The following is a 25,969-nucleotide window of genomic DNA, read 5'->3' as shown; positions in this document are numbered from 1 at the left end:
TGGAAATTCACGCATTGTATTTTAGATGAAAGTAGGATTATATATATAAATAGATACGAAAAAGGCCGCCTAATCACTCATTTGGCTGACGTTTGTTTATAATCTGAAGTTCAGATATATGAATTTTAAACAAACGGCTTTACTTTATTTTAAGTTGGTATGATCTAAAGGGGGGGCTTTTAAGCCCCTAAACTTTATTTCTCAAGACACCGAGAAATAAAGTTAGTGTTTTTAGACGAATATTTACAAAATACTTGATATTGTATTTATTTTAATATNNTAATTAAATAATCATTTTAAATAAATAATTATTATTAATTAAAAATCTTAATAATTAATTTCTTTTTAGGTTAGATTTTTTAGGTTCTAATTTGTGAAATAATGAACATATATTAAAATCAAAATGGAGGAAACACTATGGATCAAGTATTTTTGGCAAGGTTTCAGTTTGCTGTAACCACAATCTATCACTTTTTCTTTGTTCCACTTTCAATAGGACTGGTTTTTATTGTTGCTTTAATGGAAACCATGTATGTAATAAAGAAAAAAGAGATTTACAAAAAAATGGCGAAATTCTGGGGCCATTTGTTTTTGATTAACTTTGCCGTAGGGGTTGTAACAGGCATTATTCAGGAATTCCAGTTTGGGATGAACTGGTCTGATTATTCACGATTTGTAGGGGATGTTTTTGGTGCACCACTAGCAATTGAAGCATTGCTTGCATTTTTTATGGAGTCAACATTTATAGGACTTTGGATTTTTGGGTGGGACCGATTACCTAAAAAAGTTCATCTAACAAGTATTTGGCTTGTTTCAATCGGTACTTTTCTCTCGGGATTCTGGATTCTTACAGCTAATTCTTTTATGCAGCATCCAGTTGGTTATGCCTTGAAAAATGGGCGGGCAGAGATGAACGATTTTCTTGCCCTCATTAAGAACGGACAACTATGGGTTGAATTTCCACATGTCATAACAGGTGCCTTATGTACAGGAGCCTTCTTTGTGGCTGGAATCAGTGCTTACAATCTCTTGAAGAGAAGACATATTCAATTTTATAAACAATCAATGAAGCTAGCCATAATCATTGGATTGATTGGAAGCTTAGGTACTGCACTTAGCGGTCACGGACAGGCTCAATATCTAGTAAAAACTCAGCCGATGAAAATGGCTGCGGCGGAGGCAATATGGACGGACACCTCTGATCCTGCGGCCTGGTCTGCATTTGCCATCATTGATATAGCCAAAAAGGAAAACAAGTTTGAAGTGAATATCCCATATGCTCTAAGCTTCCTGTCCTATTCCAAATTTGAAGGCAGCCTAAAAGGTATGGAGACACTTCAGAAGGAATATTCGCAGAAATATGATACGAAAATGGGTAAAGGGACGAACTATATTCCACCTGTTAAAACAACGTATTGGAGTTTCCGACTTATGATCGGGTTTGGCGTGGCTATGATCTTATTGTCAATTTCCGGCTTATATTTATGGAAAAAAGATAGATTGGATCGTAATAAATTGTTTTTACAATTATTGCTGCCTGCGATTTCCTTTCCATTCCTAGCTAATACGTTCGGATGGATTATGACCGAAGTCGGCCGCCAGCCGTGGACTGTTTTTGGGCTGATGACCACCGCAGATTCTGTTTCACCCAATGTTTCTGCCGGCAGTGTTTTACTTTCCATTATTATGTATGTCCTCATTTTTACTGTTTTGGCCATCGTAATGATATATTTAATGATTCGGGAAATCAAAAAGGGGCCGTTCGCTCATGAGGATAACTTGAATGCAACGATAGATCCATTTAGTAAGGTAGGTGCTTAGAATGGAATTAAGTGAATTATGGTTTATCCTAATTGCTGTTTTATTTACCGGGTTCTTCTTTTTAGAAGGATTTGATTTTGGGGTTGGTATGGCCACCCGGTTTTTAGCTCGGAGTCAAACAGAACGCTCTATCATGGTAAATACAATCGGGCCTTTCTGGGATGCCAATGAGGTTTGGTTATTAACAGGGGGCGGTGCGATATTCGCGGCTTTTCCGAATTGGTATGCAACAATGTTCAGTGGTTATTATATTCCGTTATTAGTTGTATTGCTTGCCTTAATAGCTCGGGGCGTTTCCTTTGAATTCCGCAGCAAAATCCCAAGTTCCCAGTGGACAAATAGTTGGGATTGGGCTCTCTTTTTCGGGAGCCTATTGCCTCCGTTTTTGCTTGGTGTTTTATTTACAAGTATGCTTAAAGGAATGCCCATCGACAAAGACATGAACATGTCTGCCGGATTCATAGATTTTATAAATATCTATTCTTTATGGGGCGGGCTTACGGTCACGTTATTATGCTATTTGCACGGTTTGAACTATTTAACGCTAAAAACAGAAGGAGAGCTCCGTAAACGATCGGCGTCCTTGGCTAAAAAAATAGTCTTCGCCGTTCTTGGAGCCCTCGCCGTCTTTGTTGGACTTTCCTGGTTAATGACGGATATTTTCCAGGTACGCCGTATACCAGAGCTGATTCTTGCTGCCTTGGTTGTCATAATCTATGCGCTGTCATACATGTTTATTTCTAAAAAGCGTGAAGGCTTAGCTTTTACTATGTCCGGACTTGGCCTAATTTGCACCGTCCTGGTGATTTTCACTGGGCTTTTCCCAAGAGTAATGATCAGTTCTATTAACAAGGCTTTTGATTTAACCGTTTATAATGCTTCAAGCGGAGCATACTCTTTAAAAATCATGACAATCGTAGCGCTGACCATTCTGCCGTTTATTTTAGGTTATACAATCTGGAGTTATTATATCTTCAGGAAACGTGTAACAGACAAGGAGCATTTAACGTATTAATGGAAAAGTCGTTGTTCTCTTACAAAGGAATCAAGCATTTACTGCTGGTCTTGGGGTTGCTGACATCTCTTCAGGCGATCATGATTATCCTGCAGGCCTATTATTTAGCGAACTCAATCTCCTCCCTTTTTGGAGGAGATTTGTTTTATACTGTCTGGAAAAAATTGCTTTACTTTTTCCTTGCCCTACTTTTCCGGCAATCCCTGACCTTTGTTAGAAAAAGGCTTGTATATCGCTTTGCCACTGAAACTAGTGTGAATTTACGTGCCGCCGTCTTAAAAAAATTATTCCAGTTGGGGCCGCGTTTTGTGAAAGAGCAAGGATCTGGTCAGACAGTTACTTTAATTATGGAAGGAACAATGAAATTTCATCGTTATTTGGAACTTTTTTTGCCGAAATTAGTAAATACGGTCATTATTCCGGCCGCGATTTTTGTGTTTATCTTTTTTGAAAATATCCGTTCCGCTGTTATTTTAATCCTTGCGTTGCCAATATTGATTATTTTCATGATTCTTCTCGGCTTGGCAGCCAAAGAAAAGGCGAACCGGCAGTATAAATCATACCAAATGTTATCCAATCATTTTGTCGATTCCCTTAGAGGAATTGAGACAATGAAATATTTAGGTATAAGTCAAAAGCATTCAGAAAAAATCCATTTTGTAAGTGAAGGTTACCGAAAAAATGTAATGGCAACATTAAGAATTGCCTTTTTATCTACGTTTGCCCTTGATTTTATTACGATGCTCTCTATCGCAACTGTGGCTGTTTTTCTAGGACTAGGCCTAATTAATGGGAGTATGGAATTAAAAACGGCTTTAACTGTTCTCATCTTGGCACCAGAATATTTTCTGCCAATTCGTGAAGTGGGAGCGGATTATCATGCAACACTTGATGGAAAGGAGGCAGGTGCTAAACTACAGGGGATTCTGCAAAAGGAATCGATTAGACAAAATAAGAAATCTATCCCTGCATGGAATGAATCAAGCGTCTTTTCGGTAAAAAATATCAGTTTGTATTTTGATGGGCAGCGGCATAAAGGATTAAAGAATCTTCATTTTACTGTTTCCGAGAGAAAGAAAATCGGCATCATTGGTGCAAGTGGGTCTGGTAAATCAACATTAATTGATCTAATAAGCGGTTTTCTGGCACCCTCAGAAGGTGAATTTATAATTGATGGTAAAAAGTGCAATCATCTATGCCATGAGGACTGGCAACAGCAGTTAACTTATATCCCTCAGCATCCATACCTTTTTTCCGATACTGTTTTTAACAATATTCGTTTTTATGAGCCAAGTTCAAATGACCAGGAAGTGAAAGCTGCTGCCGATGCCGCGGGCCTTACGGAGTTTATTGAATCCCTCCCTAGAGGGTTAAATACCAAGGTAGGGGAAGGCGGACGAGATTTAAGTGGAGGACAGGAGCAGCGGATTGCGCTTGCCCGGGCCTTCTTGGGGAACCGTCCAATCTTACTGTTAGATGAACCCACAGCGCAATTGGATATTGAAACGGAATATGCGTTAAAGGGGACAATGCTTCAATTATTTAATGATAAATTAGTATTCTTTGCAACCCACCGCCTTCATTGGATGTTGGAAATGGATCAAATCCTGGTTTTGGATAATGGGAAAATTGTGGAGGCTGGTACTCATGAACAATTACTTGCCCACCAAGGATATTATTATCGACTTGCCAAAACGTTTCTGGAGGGGAAATAATGGACAAGAAAAAATGGATCCTACCCTATCTAAAGCAATATAACGGTTCGTTTATGCTCGTGGTTTTTCTTGGAACGCTTACAATCCTCTTTAGTGGAGGATTGATGTTTACATCCGGCTACTTAATTTCTAAATCTTCGACCCGTCCGGAATCAATTTTAATGGTGTATGTGCCAATAGTCGGCGTACGTACATTTGGAAATGGTCGGGCGGTATTAAGCTATGTGGAAAGATTGACTGGGCATCAGTTCATTTTGAAAATACTGTCCGAGTTGCGTGTCCGTTTATATAAAATTATTGAACCGCAAGCACTTTTTCTGAGGTCCCGTTATGGAACAGGAGACATTCTAGGGATTCTAGCCGACGATATTGAACATTTGCAGGATTTTTATCTAAAGATCTTATTTCCATCGATTGTTTCCCTTATGATTTATGCCATGATCCTTATCGGTACAGGTATATTTTCACTTTGGTTTTCATTTCTTATGGCTATAATAGCCGGTTTGCTAATTATTGTAGGTCCAATCCTTTCTTATATCTATATGAAGAAAAAAAATGAACAGTTTAAACAAGGAAGACTCCGACTTTACCAGCAGTTTACCGATGCTGTGTTCGGCATTAGTGATTGGCTTTTTAGTGGGAGATACATGGATTTTGTTAAGCGATACGAAACACAGCAGTTTGAGTTGCAGGAAATTGAGAGAAGGAAGAAGGCATTTATTAATTGGCGGGATCTATTCAATCAAACCGTTCTTGGATTGGCGGTTATCATTTCTATTTATTGGGCTACTGGCATGACTTTGAAAGGGGAAATCCCAGGGACCTTTATTGCCGCATTTGCTCTTGTTACGATGTCGCTATTAGAGTCATTTTTCCCAATTTCAGAGGCGGTGAGTGAAGGGGCGAGCTATCAAGAATCTATTAATCGCCTCGAAAACTTGCAATCTGAAGAGGGACCCAGGCCGGCCTTAGATGAAAAGGAAGACATTATTGATTACTCTAGTGTAACAATAGAATTAAAACAACTTTCCTTCCAATATTCTTCTGAATTACTGCTGCTAAATGATATTAGCATCAAGATTAAACCAGGTGAAAAAATTGCGATTCTCGGACCAAGTGGTGCCGGAAAATCAACATTATTAAAATTGATTCAAGGTGCTCTTTTACCTATAAGCGGTGAGGTACTAATCAATGGGAAAAATGCAGATAAATTATTCATACCAAACATTATGTCCGTGTTGAATCAAAAAGCTTATCTATTTCATACTTCTATTTTAAACAATATTAGACTAGGGAGTCCAGAACGAGCAGATGAGGATGTGTATGATGCGGCAAGACAAGTTCAGCTTCAAGAAATGATTGAACAACTGCCGAATGGTTATGACACCAATATGCACGAAACAGGACAGCGCTTTTCCGGTGGAGAACGGCAAAGGATTGCTCTTGCGCGGACCCTTATAAAACAGACACCCGTCATTATTATGGATGAACCGACGATAGGTCTGGATCCTATTACCGAGAATAATCTATTGGAAACGATTTTTGATACATTAAAAGAAAAGACCATTATTTGGGTGACCCACCATCTCGCAGGGATGGAGAAGATGGACCGAATCTTATTTATCGATGAGGGAAAAATAACAATGGCCGGAAGCCACCAACAATTACTTGAAACCGAAGAACGCTATCAGAGGCTCTACCAAATGGATTATCCAGTAAAACCAGGGGAGCGGTTTTTCTAAGGGGCAAACGGAAGTTTTATTCAAAAAAGGCTAGGCTATAGGATAATACTAGACTGGCCTTTTTTGCGTTTTACGGGTAAGCTCTTTTTGCAAGCTTTTTGATTTCCTAAGAAGAAAAGAAGGCAGAATATCAAAACCCAAGGGACATATTGGTAAGGCCATCTGTTTTATTTTTGTTTTTTTCCAACGGCACCTAAGTATAGGACATATTCTTCAACTCCGTCCAAACCTAGTACCTCATCAATTAATTTTTGGTCGTAAATTCCGATCGCACATGCTCCTGCGTCAACGGATTCACTTGCCAAATAAAGGTTTTGGCATACATGACCAACATCGATAAGAATTTTCTTGTGTGCTGAAATATCATATTTCCATTCCGAACGGTAGGGTGTAGTGCTCCATGCGAATACTACGGCAGCCCTTTTTGCGAAATTTGGTACAAATGGCTGATCTAGAGTGATGGCATCGATTTTGTTATTCATTTCATTTAATTCATGCATAAATAAGAGTTGATGTTCTACTGGAAGATATCTATATACCCCTTGTTGGATGCCTTCTACCCGCGTTATGAGAAGATAGGTTTCAAATGTATGTGTAGCCCCGCTGCATGGGACAGTTCGGAGCATAAGTCCGCCTTTATTGGTACCAGTTATACCTTGTGTTGCCCACAATAGATAGGATAATTCCGAAAGGGTTAAACTTTCCTTAGAATATAGCCGGGTACTCCTCCTTCCTTTGATACACTCGTAAATACTTTGTTTTTTTACAATATCCTCCCTAATTCTTGGTAAATCTATTATGATGGATAAAGGGTCATAAGACTTAATAGCCGGGGGTTTTGGCAGCCCCTTTGCCTTATCGGTTTTAATGTGTTTAAATTCAAGAAAATTAGATTTTAAGAAATTTCTCTGTTGTTCATATCGTGCCATAATAGGGCCTCCTGTGATGTCTTTACCATGAAGATTTTATACCCCAAATGGTATTAATGATGTGACATGAATCATACTAATCGTTAAGAGAGATTTACTTCACAAAAGCGTCACAAGTTAGATGAATATACGCCAAAAATCTTTTATGAAATAATGTTGCCCTAATCAATAACCATTAAGGAGGAGGGGACTCGAAATTGATGTCGAGTTCTAAAAAAAAATTGATAGAAGTAGGATTGTCTTGTTATCCTGCTGTATTTTAGAATGGTTAACGACCGGCTATATGCTTGTAAGTGGGTGTCTTGATTCCCTTTACAGCCTACTTAATGTTGCCATTTTCCACACTCAACACTTCAGGTAAGGATGGCAGTTGTTGAATAAGACGACATAAAAAAGATGGTTTCTTCATATTTATCACCAATAAATGTTAAAGAGGTGAAAATATGTTGCACAATGTTGGCAGAAGATTCATCTGGTTTCTGATCGGAAGTACGATTTTTGCTACCTTTATTGGATATGCCCTGTTTAAGGCTGGCCTCATATCATTTCCGGATACTCCTAATTCCCATAAAACACTGAACAATAAAGATCATAATCGAAATAGAAGAGTTGGAAAAATTCGAGTTATTTAGAAACTCTAGTTTAAATGAATAAAAATAGAGGGAAACCACGTGTTTTAATGCGTGGTTTTTTTGTTATTAGGCTTAATCGTAACGATTACCATGGACAAGCATCAAGCAGGTGTTTAATATAAATGGAATTCAGACTATTTTAATAACTTATGTTTGAAATGGATAGGAAATATGTCGCATATGGCTATAGTTAGCGAGTAAATCCTTCTATAAACTAAGATAGAAGCGCTTTCAATTTATAAATTATAAGGAAAGAAGGTTGAACAATGAATTTGAATGCAATCAAAACACCTTTTCCTCGTTTAATTACAGGTATTTCTCTTGGCAGCTTTGGTTATAATCTTGCACTTATTACACCTTTAGCATTTTTGCTTACAGTAAAGCTTGCCATGCTCGACCCCGCAAACGTTACTAAGAACTTTAGTATTCTTGGATTAACAACTGGTATTATTGGCATTTTTAGTCAATATTTGGCTGGTTTAATCAGTGATAGGACCACATGGAAATTAGGACGCAGACGTCCTTGGATTTTAATAGGTTCAATCGGTGGAGCGGCTGCACTATACGGTATTGGGACGGCTAAATCATTTACAATCGTCTTATTGTTTTGGGTTTTGGTCAAAGTCTTGTTAAGTTTTATGGGAACGGCTCTAACCGCATTGATTCCTGATCAAGTTCCAGAAAATAAACGAGGTACTGCTTCAGGAATATATGGTCTTGTCAGTCCTCTTGCCATTATGGTTGGGATTAACTTAATGTTTATTTTTAATAGCTGGGCGATTGAATATAAATTTTTATTACTTGGACTTATTTGTATAGTGTTTGCGGTTATTACCAGCGTTTTAATAAAAGAAGAACAAGTAGAGTATAAAAAAGAACGTGGAAACAATGAGACATTATTATTTGGGGAAAAAATGTCACGGATCTATCCAAGTCCTAGAAAATATCCAAATTTCACATTTGGAGTATTAACAAGGTTTTTCATGGGAATTGCCTATACAGCTTCATCTTTTACTAGTGTTTATTATCTAGAACGATTTCATGTCTCACAGCAAGATTTAGCTGGTATTGTTTCTACCAGCATGAATATTACGATTCCTATCTTAGCAATCGCCAGTATCATTGGCGGTGGTCTCTCTGATAAATTTGGCCGTCAAAAACCATTTGTCTTTCTTGCGGCAGTGGTAACTGCAGTCGGAATTTTAGGCTATGGCTTTGCTCCAAGTATTGGCTTTTCCTATATTTGTGGTTCTATCATTTCCCTTGGATTTGGAATGTTTTTAGCAGTTGATATCGCACTTATGTCAAGAGTCCTGCCACATCCTGAAGATGCAGCAAAAGATATGGGAATAGTCAACATTGCCAATGATATTGGCGGATCGCTAGCCAACTCAGCTGCAAGTCCAATTGTTGCAGCAGGGGGCTATCCATTATTCTTTGGAGTTTTGGCTGTTTTTGGAATTCTTGCGGGAATCATCGTTAAACCAATTCCGGAAATGGAAAAAAAAGAACCAACTAATATTGAATTAGCTCAATAAGAGGGATAAATCCGCGCTAATACTAGCGTGGATTTTATCCATATCTATAGGAGGTTAAAGATAAGTATTACCTTAATCATCATCGCAGCTGCAACGATTCTGTTTGAATTATTCTTAACACCTTTTATTGTTAACAACATGAGAAATAGACGGAATTTAAGGAGGAAGTAACTTGGTACAGGTTATCAAATTAACAATCGAGAATCAAGAAAGTCTGTTGGGAACGGATATCTTACAGCCACGGTTCAGCTGGATCCTAGAAAGTGAAAGTGCAGGGATTTCACAATCTGCCTATCAAATTCATGTGTTTGAAAAAGAGTCTCCTGGCTTTAAACGGTTAATATGGGATTCAAATAAAGTGAATTCACATCGCTCAGTGAACATTCCATATGAAGGATCAAACTTACAAAGTAAAGCCATATACACCTGGCAAGTCCGTGTTTGGTGTTCTAATGGCGAAGAATCGGAATGGAGCAATGAAGGACAATGGGAAATGGGTCTTTTACACGAAAGTGAATGGATTGCGCAATGGATTGAACCAAAGCAAGAAGATGTAACGGAAGAACCAGAACTGACCTTAGAGGATATGTTTATTAATAAGAAGAAAGCGAATCAGCCTTCAACTGAAGAGAGATTGCATCCGCCTAAATTGGTTCGTAAATCCTTTCATATGGATCAAAAGAAAGTAGAGAAGGCTCGTCTTTACATTACGGCACATGGACTTTATCATGCAAAAATAAATGGTCAAAGAATTACAAATGCAGAATTCACACCTGATTACACATCCTATTCCAATTACTTGCAGTACCAAACCTATGATGTCTTGCCTTATTTGTTAGAAGGTGAAAATGTTTTAGGAATCATTCTTGCGGACGGCTGGTATGCAGGCAGAATCAGCGTCCCAGGGGGAAGCGCCCAGTTTGGTAATAGACTAGGATTGCTTTCGCAACTAGAAATCACTTATACAGATCAAACGAAACAAATTATTATAACAGATGATTCATTTTTGTCCTCAAACAGTCATTATGTTTACAGTGATCTTTTCATAGGCGAAAAACAGGATAGAACCCTTGAAAAGACTGGCTGGGATCAGCCAGGATATGATGGGATAAACCATGAATGGGTAGCCGTTACAGTTGTAGATTATAATTTAGCTAATTTAAGAGCGCAATATGGGGAATCGGTTAAACCCCTTGAAGAACTGTCCCCAGTTTCTATTTGGAAGGATCAGACCCAAGCATATATGATTGACTTTGGTCAAGTCATCGCCGGACGTATCCGAATCCAAGTACATGGTCCAAGCGGACAGGAACTTAAATTTGAACATTGTGAAGTATTAAATGAAAATGGAGAGTGTTTTAATAATATAGTAGGAAGAAATAAAGAGCAAACGGATTATTATGTAACAAGCGGTGAGCCGGAAGAGGTTTTTGAACCAACTTTTACATACCATGGTTTCCGTTATGTTCGGCTATCAGGCTATCAATCTGAGCTTCAACTTGAGGATATAGAAGCAATTGTTTTATATTCAGATATGAAGTCGACGGGTCAATTCAAGACATCTGATCCAGAAATTAATCAACTATGGAAAAATATCCAATGGAGTCAAAAAGGTAATATGCTGTCGATTCCAACAGACTGCCCTCAGCGCGAAAAAGCAGGCTGGACCGGTGATATTCAGGTTTTTGCTCCGACAGCTGCCTTTAATATGGATGTTCAAGCATTTTTGACAAGATGGCTTTGGAATTTGCAGCTGGAGCAAACCGAAGAAGGAGAAATTTTTAATTACTGCCCAGCACCAAAGGATATCTGGAATGATAAGAAATTTACTGGAACCATTTCTTCAGCAGGCTGGGGGGATGCGATTCTTATCGTCCCATGGGTACTTTATCAGAGGTACGGAGATGAAAGAATCCTTGATCAATGCTTCCCGGAGATGGAAAAATGGCTTGGCTATGTACAAAAAAGTGCGGCACAAAATAAGGAAAATGTTGAAAATGATTATGAGCGATATTTATGGGATACAAAGTTCCATTTTGGGGACTGGATGATTCCCAGTTTTATGCTTGGTAAAGAGCCACAAGGACCGATTGCTTCTGCATTAGCTACAAAGGATCCAATTGCTACAGCATTTTATGCGTATTCATCTGGTTTATTAGCTGATATTGCCAAGATTCTTGGAAAACATGAACAGGCTAATTATTATCATGATCTTCATAATAAGGTAAAAAATGCTTTTGGCATGGCTTATGTTAATGAATTAGGGGCGCTAACAACTGATTACCAGGGCGTGTACACGATTGCTCTTGCATTTAACCTACTTTCAGGAGAGCAAAAGAAAAATTCGGTAGAAAGATTAGTAGAGTTAATCAAGAGAAATGAGTATAAAATCGATACAGGATTTTTATCTGTTCCATATATCATGGATGTCTTATGTGATAATGGCTATGAGGAAATTGCTTATAAACTGCTCTTCCAAACGGCCTGTCCTTCATGGCTATACGAAGTAAAAAATGGTGCAACGACCATTTGGGAATCATGGGAAGCGATTAAACCGGATGGTACAGTTGGTGCGTTCTCATTTAATCACTATGCATTCGGCTGCATCGGAGATTGGCTTGTTCGCCATATTGGCGGATTAACACCACTTGAACCAGGATACAGCAAGTTTAAGGTCGAACCTCATTATTATGATAGATTAAAATATGCTGAAACGCAATTTGAATCCATTTATGGTGATATTAAGGTGAAATGGGAGATACAAGAAGAAAAGAAAATGATCTTACAAGTCTGTGTACCAGCTAATACAATTGCTGTTATTTCACTAACAAATGTCGATCCCGGCTGCATTCAAGAACTAAATGATTATGTGACCGAGATGGAATATTCAAATTATCAATATGATGAAAAGGAAAGAAGAGCTGAATTCACTGCACCTTCTGGAAAAATTAATATTGAATACAAATTAAATGATTTTTGTAAAATAAACGCTTAGTGAGTTAAAATTTGAAACCAAGTATAGTTGCAAAACAAAAGGGACCGCCTTATATCATAGGTGGTCCCTAACTCTACTATAGACTAATAGGTTATTTATGGCTTATATGTTGACTAAATTTGCTGCCCGAAGCTCTTTCCGCGCGACACCTGTCTCATGCGCTGCTTTGACAACAGCGGTACGAACTTTTTCTACTACTCTATCGTTAAACACGCTAGGAATAATATATGATTCACTCAATTCCTCGTCTGTAACAACAGAGGCAATGGCTTTAGCTGCAGCGACCTTCATGGCTTCATTAATTTCACTTGCCCGACAGTCAAGGGCGCCGCGGAAAATTCCTGGAAAACAAAGAACATTATTGATTTGATTTGGATAATCAGATCGGCCAGTAGCTAAGACTCTTACGTAGGGTTCTGCTTTTTCAGGATCGATTTCGGGTTCTGGGTTTGCCATGGCGAACACAATTGGATCCTTCGCCATATTTTTAATATCTTCCACCTTTAAGATTCCAGGTGCTGATACACCGATAAATACGTCAGCTCCTTTAATAACTTCGGATAATGAACCTTTAAGGTTATCCGGATTGGTTATCTCGGCATAGTGATTCCAATACTTATTGTCATAATGAACATCACGGTGAATAGCACCATTTCTGTCCACACCAATTATATTCCGAACCCCTGCGGATAGGAGGATTTTTGTGCAGGCAATCCCAGCTGCTCCAATACCGGTGAACACGACTTTAATATCTTCAATATTTTTGTTAGTGATTCTTAGCGCATTTAACAGCCCGGCAAGAAGAACAACAGCTGTTCCATGCTGATCATCATGAAATACGGGGATATCAAGCTCTTTCTTTAATCTTTCTTCTATTTCGAAACACCTTGGTGCTGAAATATCCTCTAGATTGATTCCTCCAAAAGCAGGCGCAATTGTTTTAATGGTACGGATTATTTCTTCGGTATCTTCTGTATCAAGGCAGATTGGAAAGGAGTCAACATTTGCTAATTGCTTAAAAAGCATGGCCTTTCCTTCCATTACTGGCATGGCTGCAGCTGGTCCAATATTACCAAGACCAAGGACGGCCGTACCATCTGAAATGACCGCAATGGTATTCCGTTTGATCGTTAATGAGTAGGCTTTTTCTGGTTCCTCTGCAATTGCCGTGCAGACATTAGCGACACCCGGAGTATAGACCCTTGCCAAATCCTCACGGTTTTTAATCCTAGTTTTAAGCGCTGTCTCAATTTTCCCGCCTAAATGCATGAGGAAGGTACGATCGGAAATTTGAATTACCTTGACCCCTTTAAGCTTGGCAATCAATTCTCCAAGAAGCTGGCTATGTTTTAGTCCATGGACATTGACGGTTATATCGCGTATCGTATGTGTTTTATTTGATGAAATCACATCGACCCCAATGATATCGCCGCCGGCATTACTGATGCAGCTGGCAATGTCAGCGAACGAAAAAACTTCAACATCCAATTGTAAGCGCATAATAATGTGTGTACTCGTACCTGTTCCGATTGACAAATTAACCCACTCCCTAAATCCATATATTTTATATATAATCGTTAGTTCTCCCCCTTAGTAGTAGGGGAGAGTAACAGTAAACCTCGTTCCTTTACCAGTCTCTGTTGACAGTTCGATTTGGCCGTTTAGCTTTTCTATGCTTGATTTAACTAGAGATAAGCCGATTCCTCGATCTATTCCTTTTGTAGAAAACCCTTTCAAGAATACCTGTTCAACTATAGCCTTATCTATTCCAGGGCCAGTATCGGCTACTTCAATTAAAAGCTCATGGTCGTAATAGTCAAAGTGGATGAAAACCTTTTTATTCTCTTGGTCTGAAAGAGACTCTAAAGCATTATCAGTTAAATTTCCGATAATCGTAATTAATTCATGAGTAATTTCAGGCAAAGAAGATTCTGGTAAAATTTCTTCAACTGAAAAAGAAAGATCTGCGCCCATTTCTCTCGCATAGCTCATTTTTCCAAGAATGAACCCTGCCAGAGCGGGATCCTTAATTTTATTGACAATATAACCGACTTCATTTTGAAGATGATCGGAAATCTGGTCAATATAATCGGCTAGTTTTCCGTATTGCTGGAGGTGAACTAATCCTAAAACAACGTGAAGCTTGTTCACAAATTCATGGGACTGGGCCCTTAAGGCTTCCGCATAGAGTTTAATCCCAGTGAGTTCCTCTGCTAGCTTATTAATTTCGGTTTTATTTCGAAAAGTAGTAATGGCACCAACCATCTGATTGCCGACAAAAATTGGCAATTGGTTTGCGAAAAGGGTAATACCTGATAAATCAATTTCAAGATTTAGTCTTGGTTTCCCTGTTTCCATGACATTTTTCAATTGAAGTTGAGGCAGGTATTGATCAACTAAGCTGCCAACAGGATTTTCTTTGATTCCCGCTTCTTCAAATAAACGAAGCGCTTCATTATTAATCAGGGTAATACGGGCCTCTTGATCAACAGCTAGAATTCCTTCTTTAGTAGATTGAAGCATGGCACTTCGCTCTTCAAGTAATTTTCCTATTTCAAACGGTTCAAGACCAAACATACTTCTCTTTATTTTTTTTGCTAGAATAATAGCGCCAATTACTCCTATTATTACGCCAAAGATAACAGCAAGATAAATGATTTTTTTACTATTTCTAACGTCCTGTTTGACCTTGTTGAGCGAAATTCCCACTGCAACAGCGCCAATTTGTTTTCCGTTGTCTGAGAATACTGGAGTAAAGGCTCTTAAAGAATATCCTAATGTTCCTTTGGCAACGGAGGTATTCTCATGGCCATGGAGAACAGGGCCTTCATCACCACCAACAAATCGTTGACCGATTTTATCTGGGCTAGGATGAGATTTCCGAATCCCATTCATATCCATAACAACAATAAATTCTACGTTAGTGATTTTTACCATTTCGTTTGAATATTTTTGAATAGCAGGTTCATCCTTTTTTTGTTGCAGCGCTTCCATTACAAGGGGAGAATGAGCAATCATCCTTGCAATATTCATTGCTTTTTCTGATTGATTTTTTTCAGTTGATTGCCCAATTTCATTACTTATAAGTAAATCGGTGACAAATAAAGCAAGAGCCACAACCCCGCATACTAAAATGGTTATAGTTGTTTGAAGACGAAACCTAGGTCTTTTATTTCGCACAGGAACACCTCTTTCTTTTTATTTAAAGGCTATAACCTGTACTTATTCATTGGACGGCCAACGGAACCATATTGAATTTCCATTACAATCTGACCTTTTTTCTCTAGATAATCCAAATATCGGCGAACAGTAACACGTGCTAAGCCAATTCCAGCGGCAACATCTTCAGATGAAAGAGGTTCAGCTTGTCTTTTTAAAAATTGTACTATTTGCTGAAGGGTTCTGTCATTCAATCCTTTTGGCAAATATTCGGACTCGTCTCCTTTGGGTTTAACTCCCATCAACGCATCCAAATCTGCTTGCTCAAAGGGCTTATTTTCCTTGTATTTTTTAAATGTTTGCCGGTATTGCTCAAGTGCTGTTTGAAAACGGTCAAATCGGAATGGTTTGACAATATAATCCATCACACCTGCCCGAAAAATCTCCTGAATATGCTGTGGATCGCGATTGGCTGTTAAAAGTATGACGTCTAAAGGATAATGGTTATTTCTAATGGTTTGTAACAAAGTAAGTCCATTTGTGTCTGGTAAAAAGAAATCTAGTAAAACGAGATTGGGCTTTTCTTTGTTGATATAGTAAATTGCCTCTTTACCAGTGAAAGCTTTTCCAGCTAACTTAAAGCCAGGAAGCTTGGAAACGAATTGAGCATTAATTTCCATGACCATCGGATCGTCCTCGACAATCAAGACTTTGATTGGCTCCATGACTTTTCTCCTTTGATATCTTTTCTACCATTATAACCTACTTTTTTTCCTATCCTCAAAGAAACAGCCACGATTTTCGTGGCTGAGGACTTTTATCTAGTTTTGCAGGAGGTTAGGCTGATTGACTAATAGATTGCTTAGCCGTAACATTCTCATCGAATTCATTTTCCATTTTCGATACAACCACTGTGGCAACCCCATTGCCAATTAGATTTGTTAAAGCACGAGCAGTTGACATAAAGCGGTCAACCCCTAGAAGAAGGGCAATACCTTCAACAGGCACGCTTGGGAATGCAGCCAGGGTTGCTGCTAAAGTGACAAAACCGGAACCTGTTACACCAGCCGCACCTTTTGAAGTAAGCATTAAAACACCAAGTAGTGTGACTTCCTGACCAAAGCTTAAATGAACCCCAAATGCCTGTGCAATAAATAGAGCAGCCATAGAAAGATAGATCGATGTTCCGTCTAAATTAAAAGAGTAGCCAGTAGGAACAACTAGGCCAACAACCGACTTGGAGCAGCCGTATTTCTCCAGCTTCTCCACCATTTTAGGAAGAGCGGATTCTGATGAAGATGTCCCAAGAACCAAGAAGATTTCATCTTTAATATAATTAATAAATTGGAAGATATTAAATCGATAGAACTTAGCAATGCTGCCTAACACCACAACAATAAACACTACCATAGCTAAAACCGTTAACCCGAACAATTTTCCAAGAGACACGAGAGAACCTATACCGAATTCGCCAATTGTATAGGAAATCGCACCAAACGCTGCAATTGGTGAATAGTACATAATAAGATTTACAATCCGGAAGAAAGTATCCGACAATTTCTCGAACAGGTTAAGGACGACTTTTCCATGTTCACCAAGGCCAGATAAGGCAATCCCGAATAATACGGCTAAAAATAGAATCGGAAGGAGCTGCCCATTTACCATTGCACCCAGGAAATTATCAGGAATAATTCCCATGATAAAATCCAAGAAACTATGACTCCCTTCGGCTGCTTGTTTCGTGAATTGGGTAATGTCCCCTTTTGCACTGTGTGCATTTACACCTGCTCCGGGTTTGAAAATTGTCGCAAAAAGTATCCCAATCGCCAAGGAAATAGTGGAAACGATTTCAAAGTATAGTAATGCTTTTCCACCGATTCTGCCGACTTTTTTCATATCTCCCATGCCGGCAATTCCGACGACGATGGTTAAGAAGATGATTGGTGCAATGACCATTTTGATCATTTTGACAAAGATATCTGATAAAACTTTTAAATCAGCACCTGCTTTTGGAAAAATGGCACCAAAAATAATACCAAGAATGATTGCGATTACAACCTGTGTTGTGAGACCTTTAAAATTAATTTTCATTACCCAATCCTCCGATTCTTTTAAAATGAAAACACTTACAAATTTAAACTTGAGAATAGTGAAAACTTATTAATTGAAGTATAGATTTTAGTGAATACTCTGACAATGTTTTGGTTATATCGTTCTTTTTGGTGATTTTGGTCACAATTTGTTCACAAATAAATTCGTAAAAAAAAACCACGAAAGGTTACTATGGAGTAGGGCCTTCGTGGTTCTTTTTGCGATATTCGGCGGGCGTAACACTATGAATTTTTTTAAATGATTTATAAAAAAACGTCATATTGGTATATCCGACTTTATTAGCTATTTGGTCAATCGTTAAATCGGTGTTCTCAAGCAGCGTACAGGCATTTTTTATTTTTAACTGATGTGATAATTCAATAAATGTCTTGCCTAAGTTGGTTTTAAGTAATCGGGTGAGATGATTCGGATGGAAGTGGAACTTCTCAGCGGTTTGTTCTAGTGTCATCGACTGATAATTTTGTTCCATAAAACTTAGAATTTCCGAGATAATGGCTTTCTTAAAGGTTGGTTCTTCTTTGTCCTTTGAATAGCTATTATAAATTCTTAATAGCTCTGTGAAGATTAACAACATGTAAGAATTGATCGCCTCATTAGAGCAAAGCTGTGGATGAAAGAATTCTCCCAACACTTGGATAATGATTTCTTTAAGGCGATTGTTGGAACCTTTAGGAAAAATGATATATCGGCTATCTTTCTTTTGTTGATAAATGGCATTAACAAAAAAATCGGTTAATAAATCATTTCCTGATAGTCTTTGGAGCAGGGCTGAATCAAAATAACTGGTACGAATCATAATGTTAATAATAATATCATTTTCGGAGGCGCTTTCAATTCCATGCATCACATTGGTATCTAGTAAACAAAGATCTCCTTCGTTGAGGGTCACCTTTTTGCCATTAATGTATTGTGTACAGGTACCTGAATAAACATAGTTCATTTCAATAAAGGAATGCCGATGTTCGGTGAATTTTATAAAACGAGGATGTTTCAAAAATACCACATTTTGATCAGGATTAAAAAAGTAATCTACTGGGACGATGTCGGGTGTTTGGACATTTTTCGATAAAGTAAGTTCTGAATCTTCTAAGTGTGAATAATGACTTGGGTGTTCAGGTGTGCCGGAATACTTTTGTTCAAAATCACTAAATTCCCTCAATTGTTTTTCGATTAGTGTAGTATCCATGTTCACCCTCCTTTAGATTAATTCTATCATAAATATAGTATTTCAATTTCTTATTCTTTAATAAAGCAATCATTCATACAAAAAGGGATGGTAGTAAGTATGGAGGGTCTAAACCATTTAACACTATGAAATAAAAGGGGAAATCGTTTTTATTATCTTTCGCCATACGAAATACCATGCTATACTATTAAAAGTTATCAATAATAACATCCTAGAAAGGTTGTTTATTTAAATGTCTAGTACCGTAAAAGCTTTTATTAGTCTCTTTTTGGTTTCTGTCTTGTGGGGTTGTAATTATCCAGTCAGTGCCTATTTACTTCAAGGATTTTCACCTGTTTTATTATCAACAGTTCGAATTTGTTTTACCTCACTTTTTTTGATTATTTGTGCCTTGATACATAAGGGTATGAAGCGCCCCACTATTTCAGAGTGGAAATATCTCATTGGTGTTGGAATCTTTGGTACCCTGTTAAATCAAACCTTCTACTTTACGGGCCTCCACCATACAACACCAGCTAACGCCTCATTGATTATTTCCTTGGCACCGATAGCGACCATTTTATTGGAACGAATCATTTTTAAGGTCAAGTTTACAATTAAAAAATCGTCAGGAGCCATGATTAGTTTAATCGGTGTTTTTTCAATTATCGGCGTTGCAAATGGCGCTTTGGGAATTTCATGGGGTGATTTTAATATTTTAATCGCAATGTTTTGTCTCTCGATTAGTATTTTATTTATCCGAGGGTTAGCGAAAACGATGGATACCTTTATTATTACTGTTTTTTCAACCGTGCTCGGGAGTGTATTGATGATTCCTGCAGCCGGAGTCGAAAATTTGGTAAGCGGCTCTGTTATCAGTCATTCTCTGTTGATGTGGATATTGTTAATTTTTGCCGGGATTATGGCACAAGGAGTTGCCGGGTTTTGGTGGAATAAAGGAGTCGCTAAAGTTGGCGCAGGTACCGCTTCGATGTTCATGAATATCCAGCCATTTGTCGCCATTCTTGCTTCTCATTTTATTTTGGGAAATCATATTTCGCTTAATCAAATCCTTGGCGGTATTTTGGTATTGCTCGGAGTATTTATTGCGAATATGCCATCGGTTAAAACGGCCGTTTCTACAGGGGCAAATAAAGCGGCATTGTGAAGAGTCCTCCATATAAGGAAGACTTTTTTTTTAGAACGGTAATGTTTAACCTGTTTATAGAATTATTTAAAATAAATACTCAGGGTATAAATAAATCTATAAATTCGCAAATAAAAGCCCCAAAAACTGATAGATCCTTAGATATGACAGAACAGAATTGGGAATAAGGAGATACAAATGACAAATAATTCTACAGGAAAGAAATGAATCAATCAAAGGGGAGTACATTGACAAAAGGTTTAGTTTTGTTAATGTCCATTACATGTGGTCTAGCTGTGGCGAATCTTTATTATAATCAGCCGCTGTTAGCAGATATGGGACGGACATTCCATGCTAATTCACATCAAGTGGGCAATATTTCAATGTTTACTCAAATTGGGTATGCAATCGGCATGTTTTTGTTTGTGCCGTTGGGAGATATGAGAGAGCGTCGTCAACTTATAACTGTCCTATTAATTTCTGTAACCATTTCCCTCATTGCCGTTGCTGCAGCTCAAAATCTACTTTGGATTTATGTCGCAAGTCTTGCTGTTGGAATCACAACAGTTGTACCTCAGGTGATTATACCGTTGGCAGCACAGATGGCTGAGCCGGAAGAACGAGGAAAAGTGATTGGAAGTGTGATGAGCGGATTACTCTTTGGCGTTCTTCTCGCACGAAACGTAGCAGGTTTTATTGGAGGCAGCTTTGGCTGGCGGTTAATGTATGTGGTTGCTACTGTATTAATGTTAGTATTAGCACTCATTCTAAAACATTTCTTACCTAAAAGCTATCCCGAGACAAATTTGACCTATCGCCAAGTTTTAAAGTCCATTGGTGAATTAATTGTCACTCAGCCAACCTTACGAGAAGCATCCTTGGTGGGTGGATTGTTGTTTGGAAGTTTTAGCGTCTTTTGGACATCACTAGCCTTTTATTTAGAGGGAGCACCGTTTAACTTTGGAAGTGAAGTGACTGGTTTATTTGGTTTAGTTGGGGTTGTCGGGGCTTCGGCAGCGCCTCTTGTAGGACGATTAGCTGATCGGTTTAGCGCAAAGTCATTGGTTGGTATGTTCATTATCATTACCTTGTTATCCTATCTCTTCTTTGGATTTTTAGGTTCTGCTGTCTGGGGAATCATTGTTGGCGTTATTCTGTTAGATTTAGGAGTACAGGGGGCACAGATCTCCAACCAAACCAGAATCTATAGTTTAGTTCCAGGGGCAAGAAGCCGCTTAAATACTGTATTTATGGTGACCTATTTCCTTGGCGGTTCACTTGGCTCTTCACTTGGCAGCTATGCTTGGAACATATGGCATTGGCAGGGCGTATGCTTAACAGGAGGAATGATGATTGTTTTAGGGTTTATTGTTTGGGGAGCACACATCCTAAAATACAAAGATTAATTTTTTCAACACCACAGATGAGTTCTGTGGTTTTTTTTTATGCTCTGTTGTAAATGAATATTGATTTCGGTGTGTTTGAAAAATAAACGGAAAAATTCCGTTTAAATTGGGAAATACCCCTATTTCCTTAAAAATAAAGGAAGTTTTTCCGTTTATGTTATCCAAATCTTTGGATTTTGTCTTATTTAGAGCAGTTAATCGGAATATCTCCGCTAATATCTGCTTTTTAAGCTCCTCCATATACATTAGTCGGAAATTCTCCGCCTATTAATTCTTATACCTATACGAAAATCAACAATGAATAATAACAGAGCCTTTATTTTTAAAAAAGTAGATGCAAATAAGGACAATAAATTGGTCGAATCAAGTTATAGGAAAACCTTCATTTTCTAGTATTATATAAATATATCAGTAAGCGTTTCCAACCGAGAGGTGATGTAAATGACAAAATACAGTATTGCTGTTGATATTGGTGCATCCAGCGGCCGCCTGATTTTAGGCCATCTGGAAAATGGATTGCTAAAACTCCAAGAAATACATCGTTTTGAAAACAATATTGTCAAAAAAGGTGACTCCTATTGCTGGGAAGCCGACCAGCTTTTTCAAGAAATCAAAAATGGATTAAAAAAGTCCAATGAACTCGGCATTAAGCCAGATAGTATCGGAATCGATACATGGGCCGTTGACTTTGTGTTACTAGATGAAAACGATCAACCATTAACGGAGGCTGTTTCTTATCGTGACCCTCGAACAGACGGAATGATGGAACAGGTTTTTGAAAAAATTATGAAGGAACGCTTGTATCTAGAAACAGGTATTCAGTTCCAAAAGTTTAATACAATCTATCAATTATATTCTATTAAACAACAGTCACCGGAAATCTTAAATCAAGCGAAATCATTCTTAATGATCCCGGATTATTTTAATTATTTGCTTACAGGTAAAAAAGCAAACGAATATACCAATGCGACATCTACTCAGCTAGTCAATGCTTTTACAAAAAAATGGGACCATGACTTGTTGGATTTGTTAGAAATTAATAAAGAGATGTTCCATGATATTAAGACGCCAAAAACCGTTCTTGGAACATTAAAAGAAGAACTAGTTTCAGAGTTAGGCTTTGACTTGCAAGTGATTCTGCCGGCCACACATGATACAGGTTCAGCGGTGATTGCCGTACCAGAAGAAAATGAAACGATTTATATCAGTTCTGGTACTTGGTCACTGATTGGAGTAGAAAATTACTTCCCAATCTGTGTAACAAAAGCCCTTGATTACAATTTCACCAATGAGGGCGGAATTGATTATCAATACCGTTTCTTAAAAAATATTATGGGTCTTTGGATGATTCAAGAGGTAAGACGAAACTACAATAATGAATATTCTTTTGCAGAACTGGTTGATTTGGCTAGAGAGGCGAAGGACTTTAAGGCTGTGGTAAATGTCAATGATGACCGTTTCCTAAAACCTGAAAACATGGTTCAAGAAATTATGAACTATTGTGTGGAAACAGGCCAGCCGATCCCTAGCACACCGGGAGAGGCCGCAAAATGTGTTTATGATAGTTTAGCGTTCAGCTATCAGGATGCCGTTAACGAAATCGAAGAAATTTTTGAAAAGCGATTTGAAAAAATTAATGTCATCGGCGGCGGCTGCCAGAATGAAATGTTGAACCAACTTGTCGCGGATGTAACGAAAAAAGAAGTATATGCAGGACCTGTTGAAGCGACTGCCATCGGCAATATCGTGGCCCAATTAATGGCCCTCGATGAAATTGATAATATAAAAGACGCTCGAACGATTGTTAAAAACTCATTTGAAGTAAAAAAATATTTGCCCACTGCACCAATTGCTAACTAAAAGATAGAGAGGAAGAATGACATGTCTATTCAAGAAAACTACGAACTAGCTAAGAAGGCTTATGAAAAATGGGGAATTAATGTTGATGAAGTCATTGAAACTTTAAAAAATGTACCAGTTTCGATTCATTGCTGGCAGGGCGATGATGTTGGCGGGTTTGAAGTAAATCAGAAAGAATTATCAGGCGGAATTTCTGTTACTGGAAATTATCCAGGTAAAGCTTCGACACCTGAAGAGTTAAGAGCTGACCTAGAAAAAGCACTTTCCTTGATTCCAGGGAAACATCGCGTTAACCTGCATGCCATTTATGCAGAAACAAATGGAGAAGTAGTTGAAAGAGACCAATTAGAACCAAAGCATTTCGAAAACTGGGTGAAATGGGCAAAGGAAAATGGTTTAGGATTAGACTACAACCCAACGCTGTTCTCCCATCCAAAAGCTGATGATGGTTTAACACTTTCACATCCAAACGAAGAAATTCGTGAATTCTGGATTAATCACTGCATTGGCAGCCGGAAAATTGGTGAGTACTTCGGTAAAGAACTTGGCACACCAGCATTAACAAACATTTGGATACCTGATGGCTACAAGGATATTCCAAGTGATCGCCTAACTCCAAGAAAAAGATTAAAAGAATCATTAGATAAGATTTTTGCTGTTGAAGTAGATGAGCAATATAATCTTGATGCGGTAGAAAGTAAAGTATTTGGACTAGGATCAGAATCTTATGTAGTCGGTTCTCATGAATTTTATCTAAATTATGCTATGAAAAATGATAAATTATGCTTGCTGGATACTGGACATTATCATCCAACAGAAACTGTATCTAACAAGATTTCATCCATGCTTTTATTTAGCGAAAAGCTTGCCCTTCACGTTTCTAGACCAGTACGTTGGGACAGTGACCATGTTGTTATCTTAGATGATGAACTAAAAGAAATCGCCTTAGAAATCGTCCGTAATGATGCGTTAGACCGCGTGATCATTGGTCTTGACTTCTTTGATGCCAGCATCAACCGTGTCGCTGCCTGGACAATCGGTACTCGAAACATGATTAAAGCATTACTTTCAGCTATGTTAGTACCAAATGAGTATTTAAAACAGCTTCAAGAAGAAGGCAACTTCACTGAAAGATTGGCGTTAATGGAAGAATTCAAGACGTATCCATTTGGCGCTGTTTGGGATTACTACTGTGAAAAAATGGGTGTTCCAGTAAAAGAATCATGGTTAGAAGAAGTAAAAGCATATGAGCAAGAGGTTTTATTAAAAAGATAAGTAATATTTTAGAGGAAGGCTCAAATAGGAGAGTTATAGACTCCTTTTTGGGTCTTCTTTTTTAGGAAAAAGAAGGGATTCTACAAAAAAAGAAGAATTCTACGAAGTTTTAAGTTATTCTACAAATTAAGGATGGTTCTACAAACGAATAAAGAAATTCTACGTTAATTGTAAATGGATTTCCAGGTTCATTCTATTTGATAGGAGGGTTCATATGAATAGTGTTGATTTGCATTCTTTCCTACAAGCTAATAACACCAGGAAGGCACCCGATTGGAATGTTATAAAAAACACCTATAATCCAGAACCGGTAAATCGAGTAAATGGTGAGACAGTATATAATTTCAATATGATCTTTGACCCCACAACAAATCCAATTGAAGATAACATTTTCATATCTCAGGCTCCGGTCGGCGCGTTTGTTCCTATGCATATTCATCAGTATATTGAACTTATATACGTCTATCAGGGGAAATGTACGGTTATCATGGAAGATCATGAAATAAATATAACTGAGGGCGGAACCATCATGATTGATAAAAACACCCCTCACACAATCAAAGAGATTTCAAAATCTGATATCGCTATTGAAATGAAACTTAAGCATGACTACTTATCAACTGGATTTCTTAGTCGATTCACGAATAAGAGTATTATCTCACAATTTTTAATCGACTCCCTGATTGATAGTCGAAGAGCTAATAACTATCTATACTTCCCTTTTGAAGGGCATTCAAAAGTTGTTGGAATCATGGAACAAATTATGTGCGAGCATTTTGATAAGGACGTCTTTACTTCGGAAATGATTGATGCGTATCTTTTCATATTGTTTACAGAACTTATCCGCCACAGTAACAGTTCCAATAGCAAACCGCAAGACAATCTTAAGCAAAAAGATGCTATCGTTCTCGATTTTCTGAAGTATATTGATGACCATTTTAAGGACTGCAGCTTAACAGAAATGGCTGAACACTATAAATATCATCCAAACTATATTTCTGCTGTTCTTAAAAAGGCAACCGGAAAGTCATTCAAGGATCTCTTGCAAATTCAAAGATTGAACAAGGCTGCTCTATATCTAAGTAATTCAGATCTGCCTATACCTGATATTGCAGAAGAAGTTGGGTATTCAAGCGTATCCTTTTTCTATAAAAAATTTAACGAGGTTTATTTTCAGACACCCAAAGAATATCGAGACAATCAATCTCAAAATCTTATTTCAAGTCCAATCAAATTGTGAAAAGCTTTATGCGTTTTTTACTCCGTCAAAGAAACTACCTCATCTGTAAGTAACAAAACTAGTTTAATTTAAAAAGAAGATTCCTGTTAGTATAGGAATCTTCTTTTAGCATTTTAACTATTTTTTATGTGTACTCGACATGGGGAACAGTTTAGTATTTATCTTTTTAATTCATTTTTATAGATGTGTCTAACTAAATATTACGCCACCTTTTTGCA

18 protein-coding genes are annotated in these 25,969 nt (G+C 37.9%); 12 read left to right on the top strand and 6 right to left on the bottom strand.

Features of this window, described 5'->3' with window-relative positions; all coding sequences use genetic code 11:
- The first annotated feature begins 417 nt into the window (after positions 1-417).
- Genes V7077_RS20890 through cydC form a run of 4 tightly spaced genes read left to right on the top strand, consistent with a single transcriptional unit; the run spans position 418 to position 6,293 of the window.
- The gene (locus V7077_RS20890) at positions 418-1,821 is read left to right on the top strand and encodes a cytochrome ubiquinol oxidase subunit I (RefSeq protein ID WP_335505483.1); all 1,404 of its coding nucleotides are present in this window, start codon (positions 418-420) and stop codon (positions 1,819-1,821) included.
- Position 1,822: 1 nt separating this feature from the next.
- The gene (gene cydB / locus V7077_RS20885; protein WP_335505482.1) at positions 1,823-2,836 is read left to right on the top strand and encodes a cytochrome d ubiquinol oxidase subunit II; all 1,014 of its coding nucleotides are present in this window, start codon (positions 1,823-1,825) and stop codon (positions 2,834-2,836) included.
- Positions 2,836-4,551, top strand: a complete 1,716-nt coding sequence (cydD, locus tag V7077_RS20880) for a thiol reductant ABC exporter subunit CydD (RefSeq protein WP_335505481.1) — start codon at positions 2,836-2,838, stop codon at positions 4,549-4,551. The genes cydB and cydD overlap by 1 nt, the downstream gene beginning before the upstream one ends.
- Positions 4,551-6,293 carry a thiol reductant ABC exporter subunit CydC gene (gene cydC, locus V7077_RS20875; RefSeq protein ID WP_335505480.1) on the top strand — a complete coding sequence of 581 codons (1,743 nt, stop codon included), beginning with the start codon at positions 4,551-4,553 and terminating at the stop codon, positions 6,291-6,293. The genes cydD and cydC overlap by 1 nt, the downstream gene beginning before the upstream one ends.
- Positions 6,294-6,460: 167 nt before the next feature.
- On the opposite strand, the gene V7077_RS20870 is transcribed toward cydC, so the two are convergent.
- Positions 6,461-7,222 carry a SagB/ThcOx family dehydrogenase gene (locus V7077_RS20870; protein WP_335505479.1) on the bottom strand — a complete coding sequence of 254 codons (762 nt, stop codon included), beginning with the start codon at positions 7,220-7,222 and terminating at the stop codon, positions 6,461-6,463.
- A 443-nt stretch (positions 7,223-7,665) separates the two neighbouring features.
- Between V7077_RS20870 and V7077_RS20865 the strand changes: the two genes are divergently transcribed.
- The 3 genes from V7077_RS20865 to V7077_RS20855 all read left to right on the top strand — a co-directional run bounded on the left by V7077_RS20865 (position 7,666) and on the right by V7077_RS20855 (position 12,387).
- On the top strand, positions 7,666-7,854 hold the full coding sequence (locus tag V7077_RS20865) for a hypothetical protein (protein ID WP_335505478.1): 189 nt from the start codon (positions 7,666-7,668) through the stop codon (positions 7,852-7,854).
- A gap of 266 nt (positions 7,855-8,120) precedes the next feature.
- Positions 8,121-9,392: an MFS transporter gene (locus V7077_RS20860; protein ID WP_335505477.1), complete on the top strand. Its 1,272-nt coding sequence runs from the start codon at positions 8,121-8,123 to the stop codon at positions 9,390-9,392.
- A gap of 172 nt (positions 9,393-9,564) precedes the next feature.
- Positions 9,565-12,387: an alpha-L-rhamnosidase gene (locus tag V7077_RS20855; RefSeq protein WP_335505476.1), complete on the top strand. Its 2,823-nt coding sequence runs from the start codon at positions 9,565-9,567 to the stop codon at positions 12,385-12,387.
- Between the two features lie 102 nt (positions 12,388-12,489).
- Here the strand turns inward: V7077_RS20855 and V7077_RS20850 are convergent, their stop codons facing one another.
- The 5 genes from V7077_RS20850 to V7077_RS20830 form a co-directional block, all read right to left on the bottom strand.
- Positions 12,490-13,887: an NAD-dependent malic enzyme gene (locus V7077_RS20850; RefSeq protein ID WP_420489690.1), complete on the bottom strand. Its 1,398-nt coding sequence runs from the start codon at positions 13,885-13,887 to the stop codon at positions 12,490-12,492.
- Between the two features lie 90 nt (positions 13,888-13,977).
- Entirely contained in the window at positions 13,978-15,567 is a 1,590-nt protein-coding gene (dcuS, locus tag V7077_RS20845) for a DcuS/MalK family sensor histidine kinase (protein ID WP_335505474.1), read from the bottom strand.
- A gap of 29 nt (positions 15,568-15,596) precedes the next feature.
- Positions 15,597-16,271 (bottom strand): response regulator, encoded by a 675-nt coding sequence (locus V7077_RS20840; RefSeq protein WP_335505473.1) that lies wholly within the window; start codon positions 16,269-16,271, stop codon positions 15,597-15,599.
- Positions 16,272-16,383: 112 nt separating this feature from the next.
- Positions 16,384-17,637 (bottom strand): C4-dicarboxylate transporter DctA, encoded by a 1,254-nt coding sequence (gene dctA, locus V7077_RS20835; protein ID WP_335505472.1) that lies wholly within the window; start codon positions 17,635-17,637, stop codon positions 16,384-16,386.
- Positions 17,638-17,827: 190 nt separating this feature from the next.
- Complete coding sequence (locus V7077_RS20830) at positions 17,828-18,844, bottom strand: AraC family transcriptional regulator (RefSeq protein WP_335505471.1); 1,017 nt, start codon at positions 18,842-18,844, stop codon at positions 17,828-17,830.
- Between the two features lie 232 nt (positions 18,845-19,076).
- Here V7077_RS20830 and V7077_RS20825 point away from each other — a divergent pair, with 232 nt between their 5' ends.
- The 5 genes from V7077_RS20825 (at position 19,077) to V7077_RS20805 (ending at position 25,751) form a co-directional block, all read left to right on the top strand.
- The gene (locus tag V7077_RS20825; protein WP_335505470.1) at positions 19,077-19,991 is read left to right on the top strand and encodes a DMT family transporter; all 915 of its coding nucleotides are present in this window, start codon (positions 19,077-19,079) and stop codon (positions 19,989-19,991) included.
- Between the two features lie 227 nt (positions 19,992-20,218).
- Positions 20,219-21,376: an MFS transporter gene (locus V7077_RS20820; protein ID WP_335505469.1), complete on the top strand. Its 1,158-nt coding sequence runs from the start codon at positions 20,219-20,221 to the stop codon at positions 21,374-21,376.
- Positions 21,377-21,817: 441 nt separating this feature from the next.
- A complete protein-coding gene (gene rhaB / locus V7077_RS20815) occupies positions 21,818-23,236 on the top strand; it encodes a rhamnulokinase (RefSeq protein WP_335505468.1) in 1,419 nt (472 codons plus the stop codon).
- A 21-nt stretch (positions 23,237-23,257) separates the two neighbouring features.
- Complete coding sequence (gene rhaA, locus V7077_RS20810) at positions 23,258-24,511, top strand: L-rhamnose isomerase (RefSeq protein WP_335505467.1); 1,254 nt, start codon at positions 23,258-23,260, stop codon at positions 24,509-24,511.
- A 214-nt stretch (positions 24,512-24,725) separates the two neighbouring features.
- The gene (locus V7077_RS20805; RefSeq protein ID WP_335505466.1) at positions 24,726-25,751 is read left to right on the top strand and encodes an AraC family transcriptional regulator; all 1,026 of its coding nucleotides are present in this window, start codon (positions 24,726-24,728) and stop codon (positions 25,749-25,751) included.
- The last annotated feature ends 218 nt before the right edge of the window (positions 25,752-25,969 follow it).

The organism is Neobacillus vireti, from assembly GCF_036962465.1.
In the GTDB taxonomy this organism is placed as follows: domain Bacteria; phylum Bacillota; class Bacilli; order Bacillales; family Cytobacillaceae; genus Neobacillus; species Neobacillus vireti_B.
This window is presented reverse-complemented; position numbering and strand designations above follow the sequence as displayed.

What these genes read in the sequence shown, in the direction of transcription:
- V7077_RS20890 (WP_335505483.1), top strand. Translation starts at nt 418, where the DNA reads ATGGATCAAGTATTTTTGGCAAGGTTTCAGTTTGCTGTAACCACAATC.
- cydB (WP_335505482.1), top strand. Translation starts at nt 1,823, where the DNA reads ATGGAATTAAGTGAATTATGGTTTATCCTAATTGCTGTTTTATTTACC.
- cydD (WP_335505481.1), top strand. Translation starts at nt 2,836, where the DNA reads ATGGAAAAGTCGTTGTTCTCTTACAAAGGAATCAAGCATTTACTGCTG.
- cydC (WP_335505480.1), top strand. Translation starts at nt 4,551, where the DNA reads ATGGACAAGAAAAAATGGATCCTACCCTATCTAAAGCAATATAACGGT.
- V7077_RS20870 (WP_335505479.1), bottom strand. Translation starts at nt 7,222, where the DNA reads ATGGCACGATATGAACAACAGAGAAATTTCTTAAAATCTAATTTTCTT.
- V7077_RS20865 (WP_335505478.1), top strand. Translation starts at nt 7,666, where the DNA reads ATGTTGCACAATGTTGGCAGAAGATTCATCTGGTTTCTGATCGGAAGT.
- V7077_RS20860 (WP_335505477.1), top strand. Translation starts at nt 8,121, where the DNA reads ATGAATTTGAATGCAATCAAAACACCTTTTCCTCGTTTAATTACAGGT.
- V7077_RS20850 (WP_420489690.1), bottom strand. Translation starts at nt 13,887, where the DNA reads ATGCGCTTACAATTGGATGTTGAAGTTTTTTCGTTCGCTGACATTGCC.
- V7077_RS20840 (WP_335505473.1), bottom strand. Translation starts at nt 16,271, where the DNA reads ATGGAGCCAATCAAAGTCTTGATTGTCGAGGACGATCCGATGGTCATG.
- dctA (WP_335505472.1), bottom strand. Translation starts at nt 17,637, where the DNA reads ATGAAAATTAATTTTAAAGGTCTCACAACACAGGTTGTAATCGCAATC.
- V7077_RS20830 (WP_335505471.1), bottom strand. Translation starts at nt 18,844, where the DNA reads ATGGATACTACACTAATCGAAAAACAATTGAGGGAATTTAGTGATTTT.
- V7077_RS20825 (WP_335505470.1), top strand. Translation starts at nt 19,077, where the DNA reads ATGTCTAGTACCGTAAAAGCTTTTATTAGTCTCTTTTTGGTTTCTGTC.
- rhaB (WP_335505468.1), top strand. Translation starts at nt 21,818, where the DNA reads ATGACAAAATACAGTATTGCTGTTGATATTGGTGCATCCAGCGGCCGC.
- rhaA (WP_335505467.1), top strand. Translation starts at nt 23,258, where the DNA reads ATGTCTATTCAAGAAAACTACGAACTAGCTAAGAAGGCTTATGAAAAA.
- V7077_RS20805 (WP_335505466.1), top strand. Translation starts at nt 24,726, where the DNA reads ATGAATAGTGTTGATTTGCATTCTTTCCTACAAGCTAATAACACCAGG.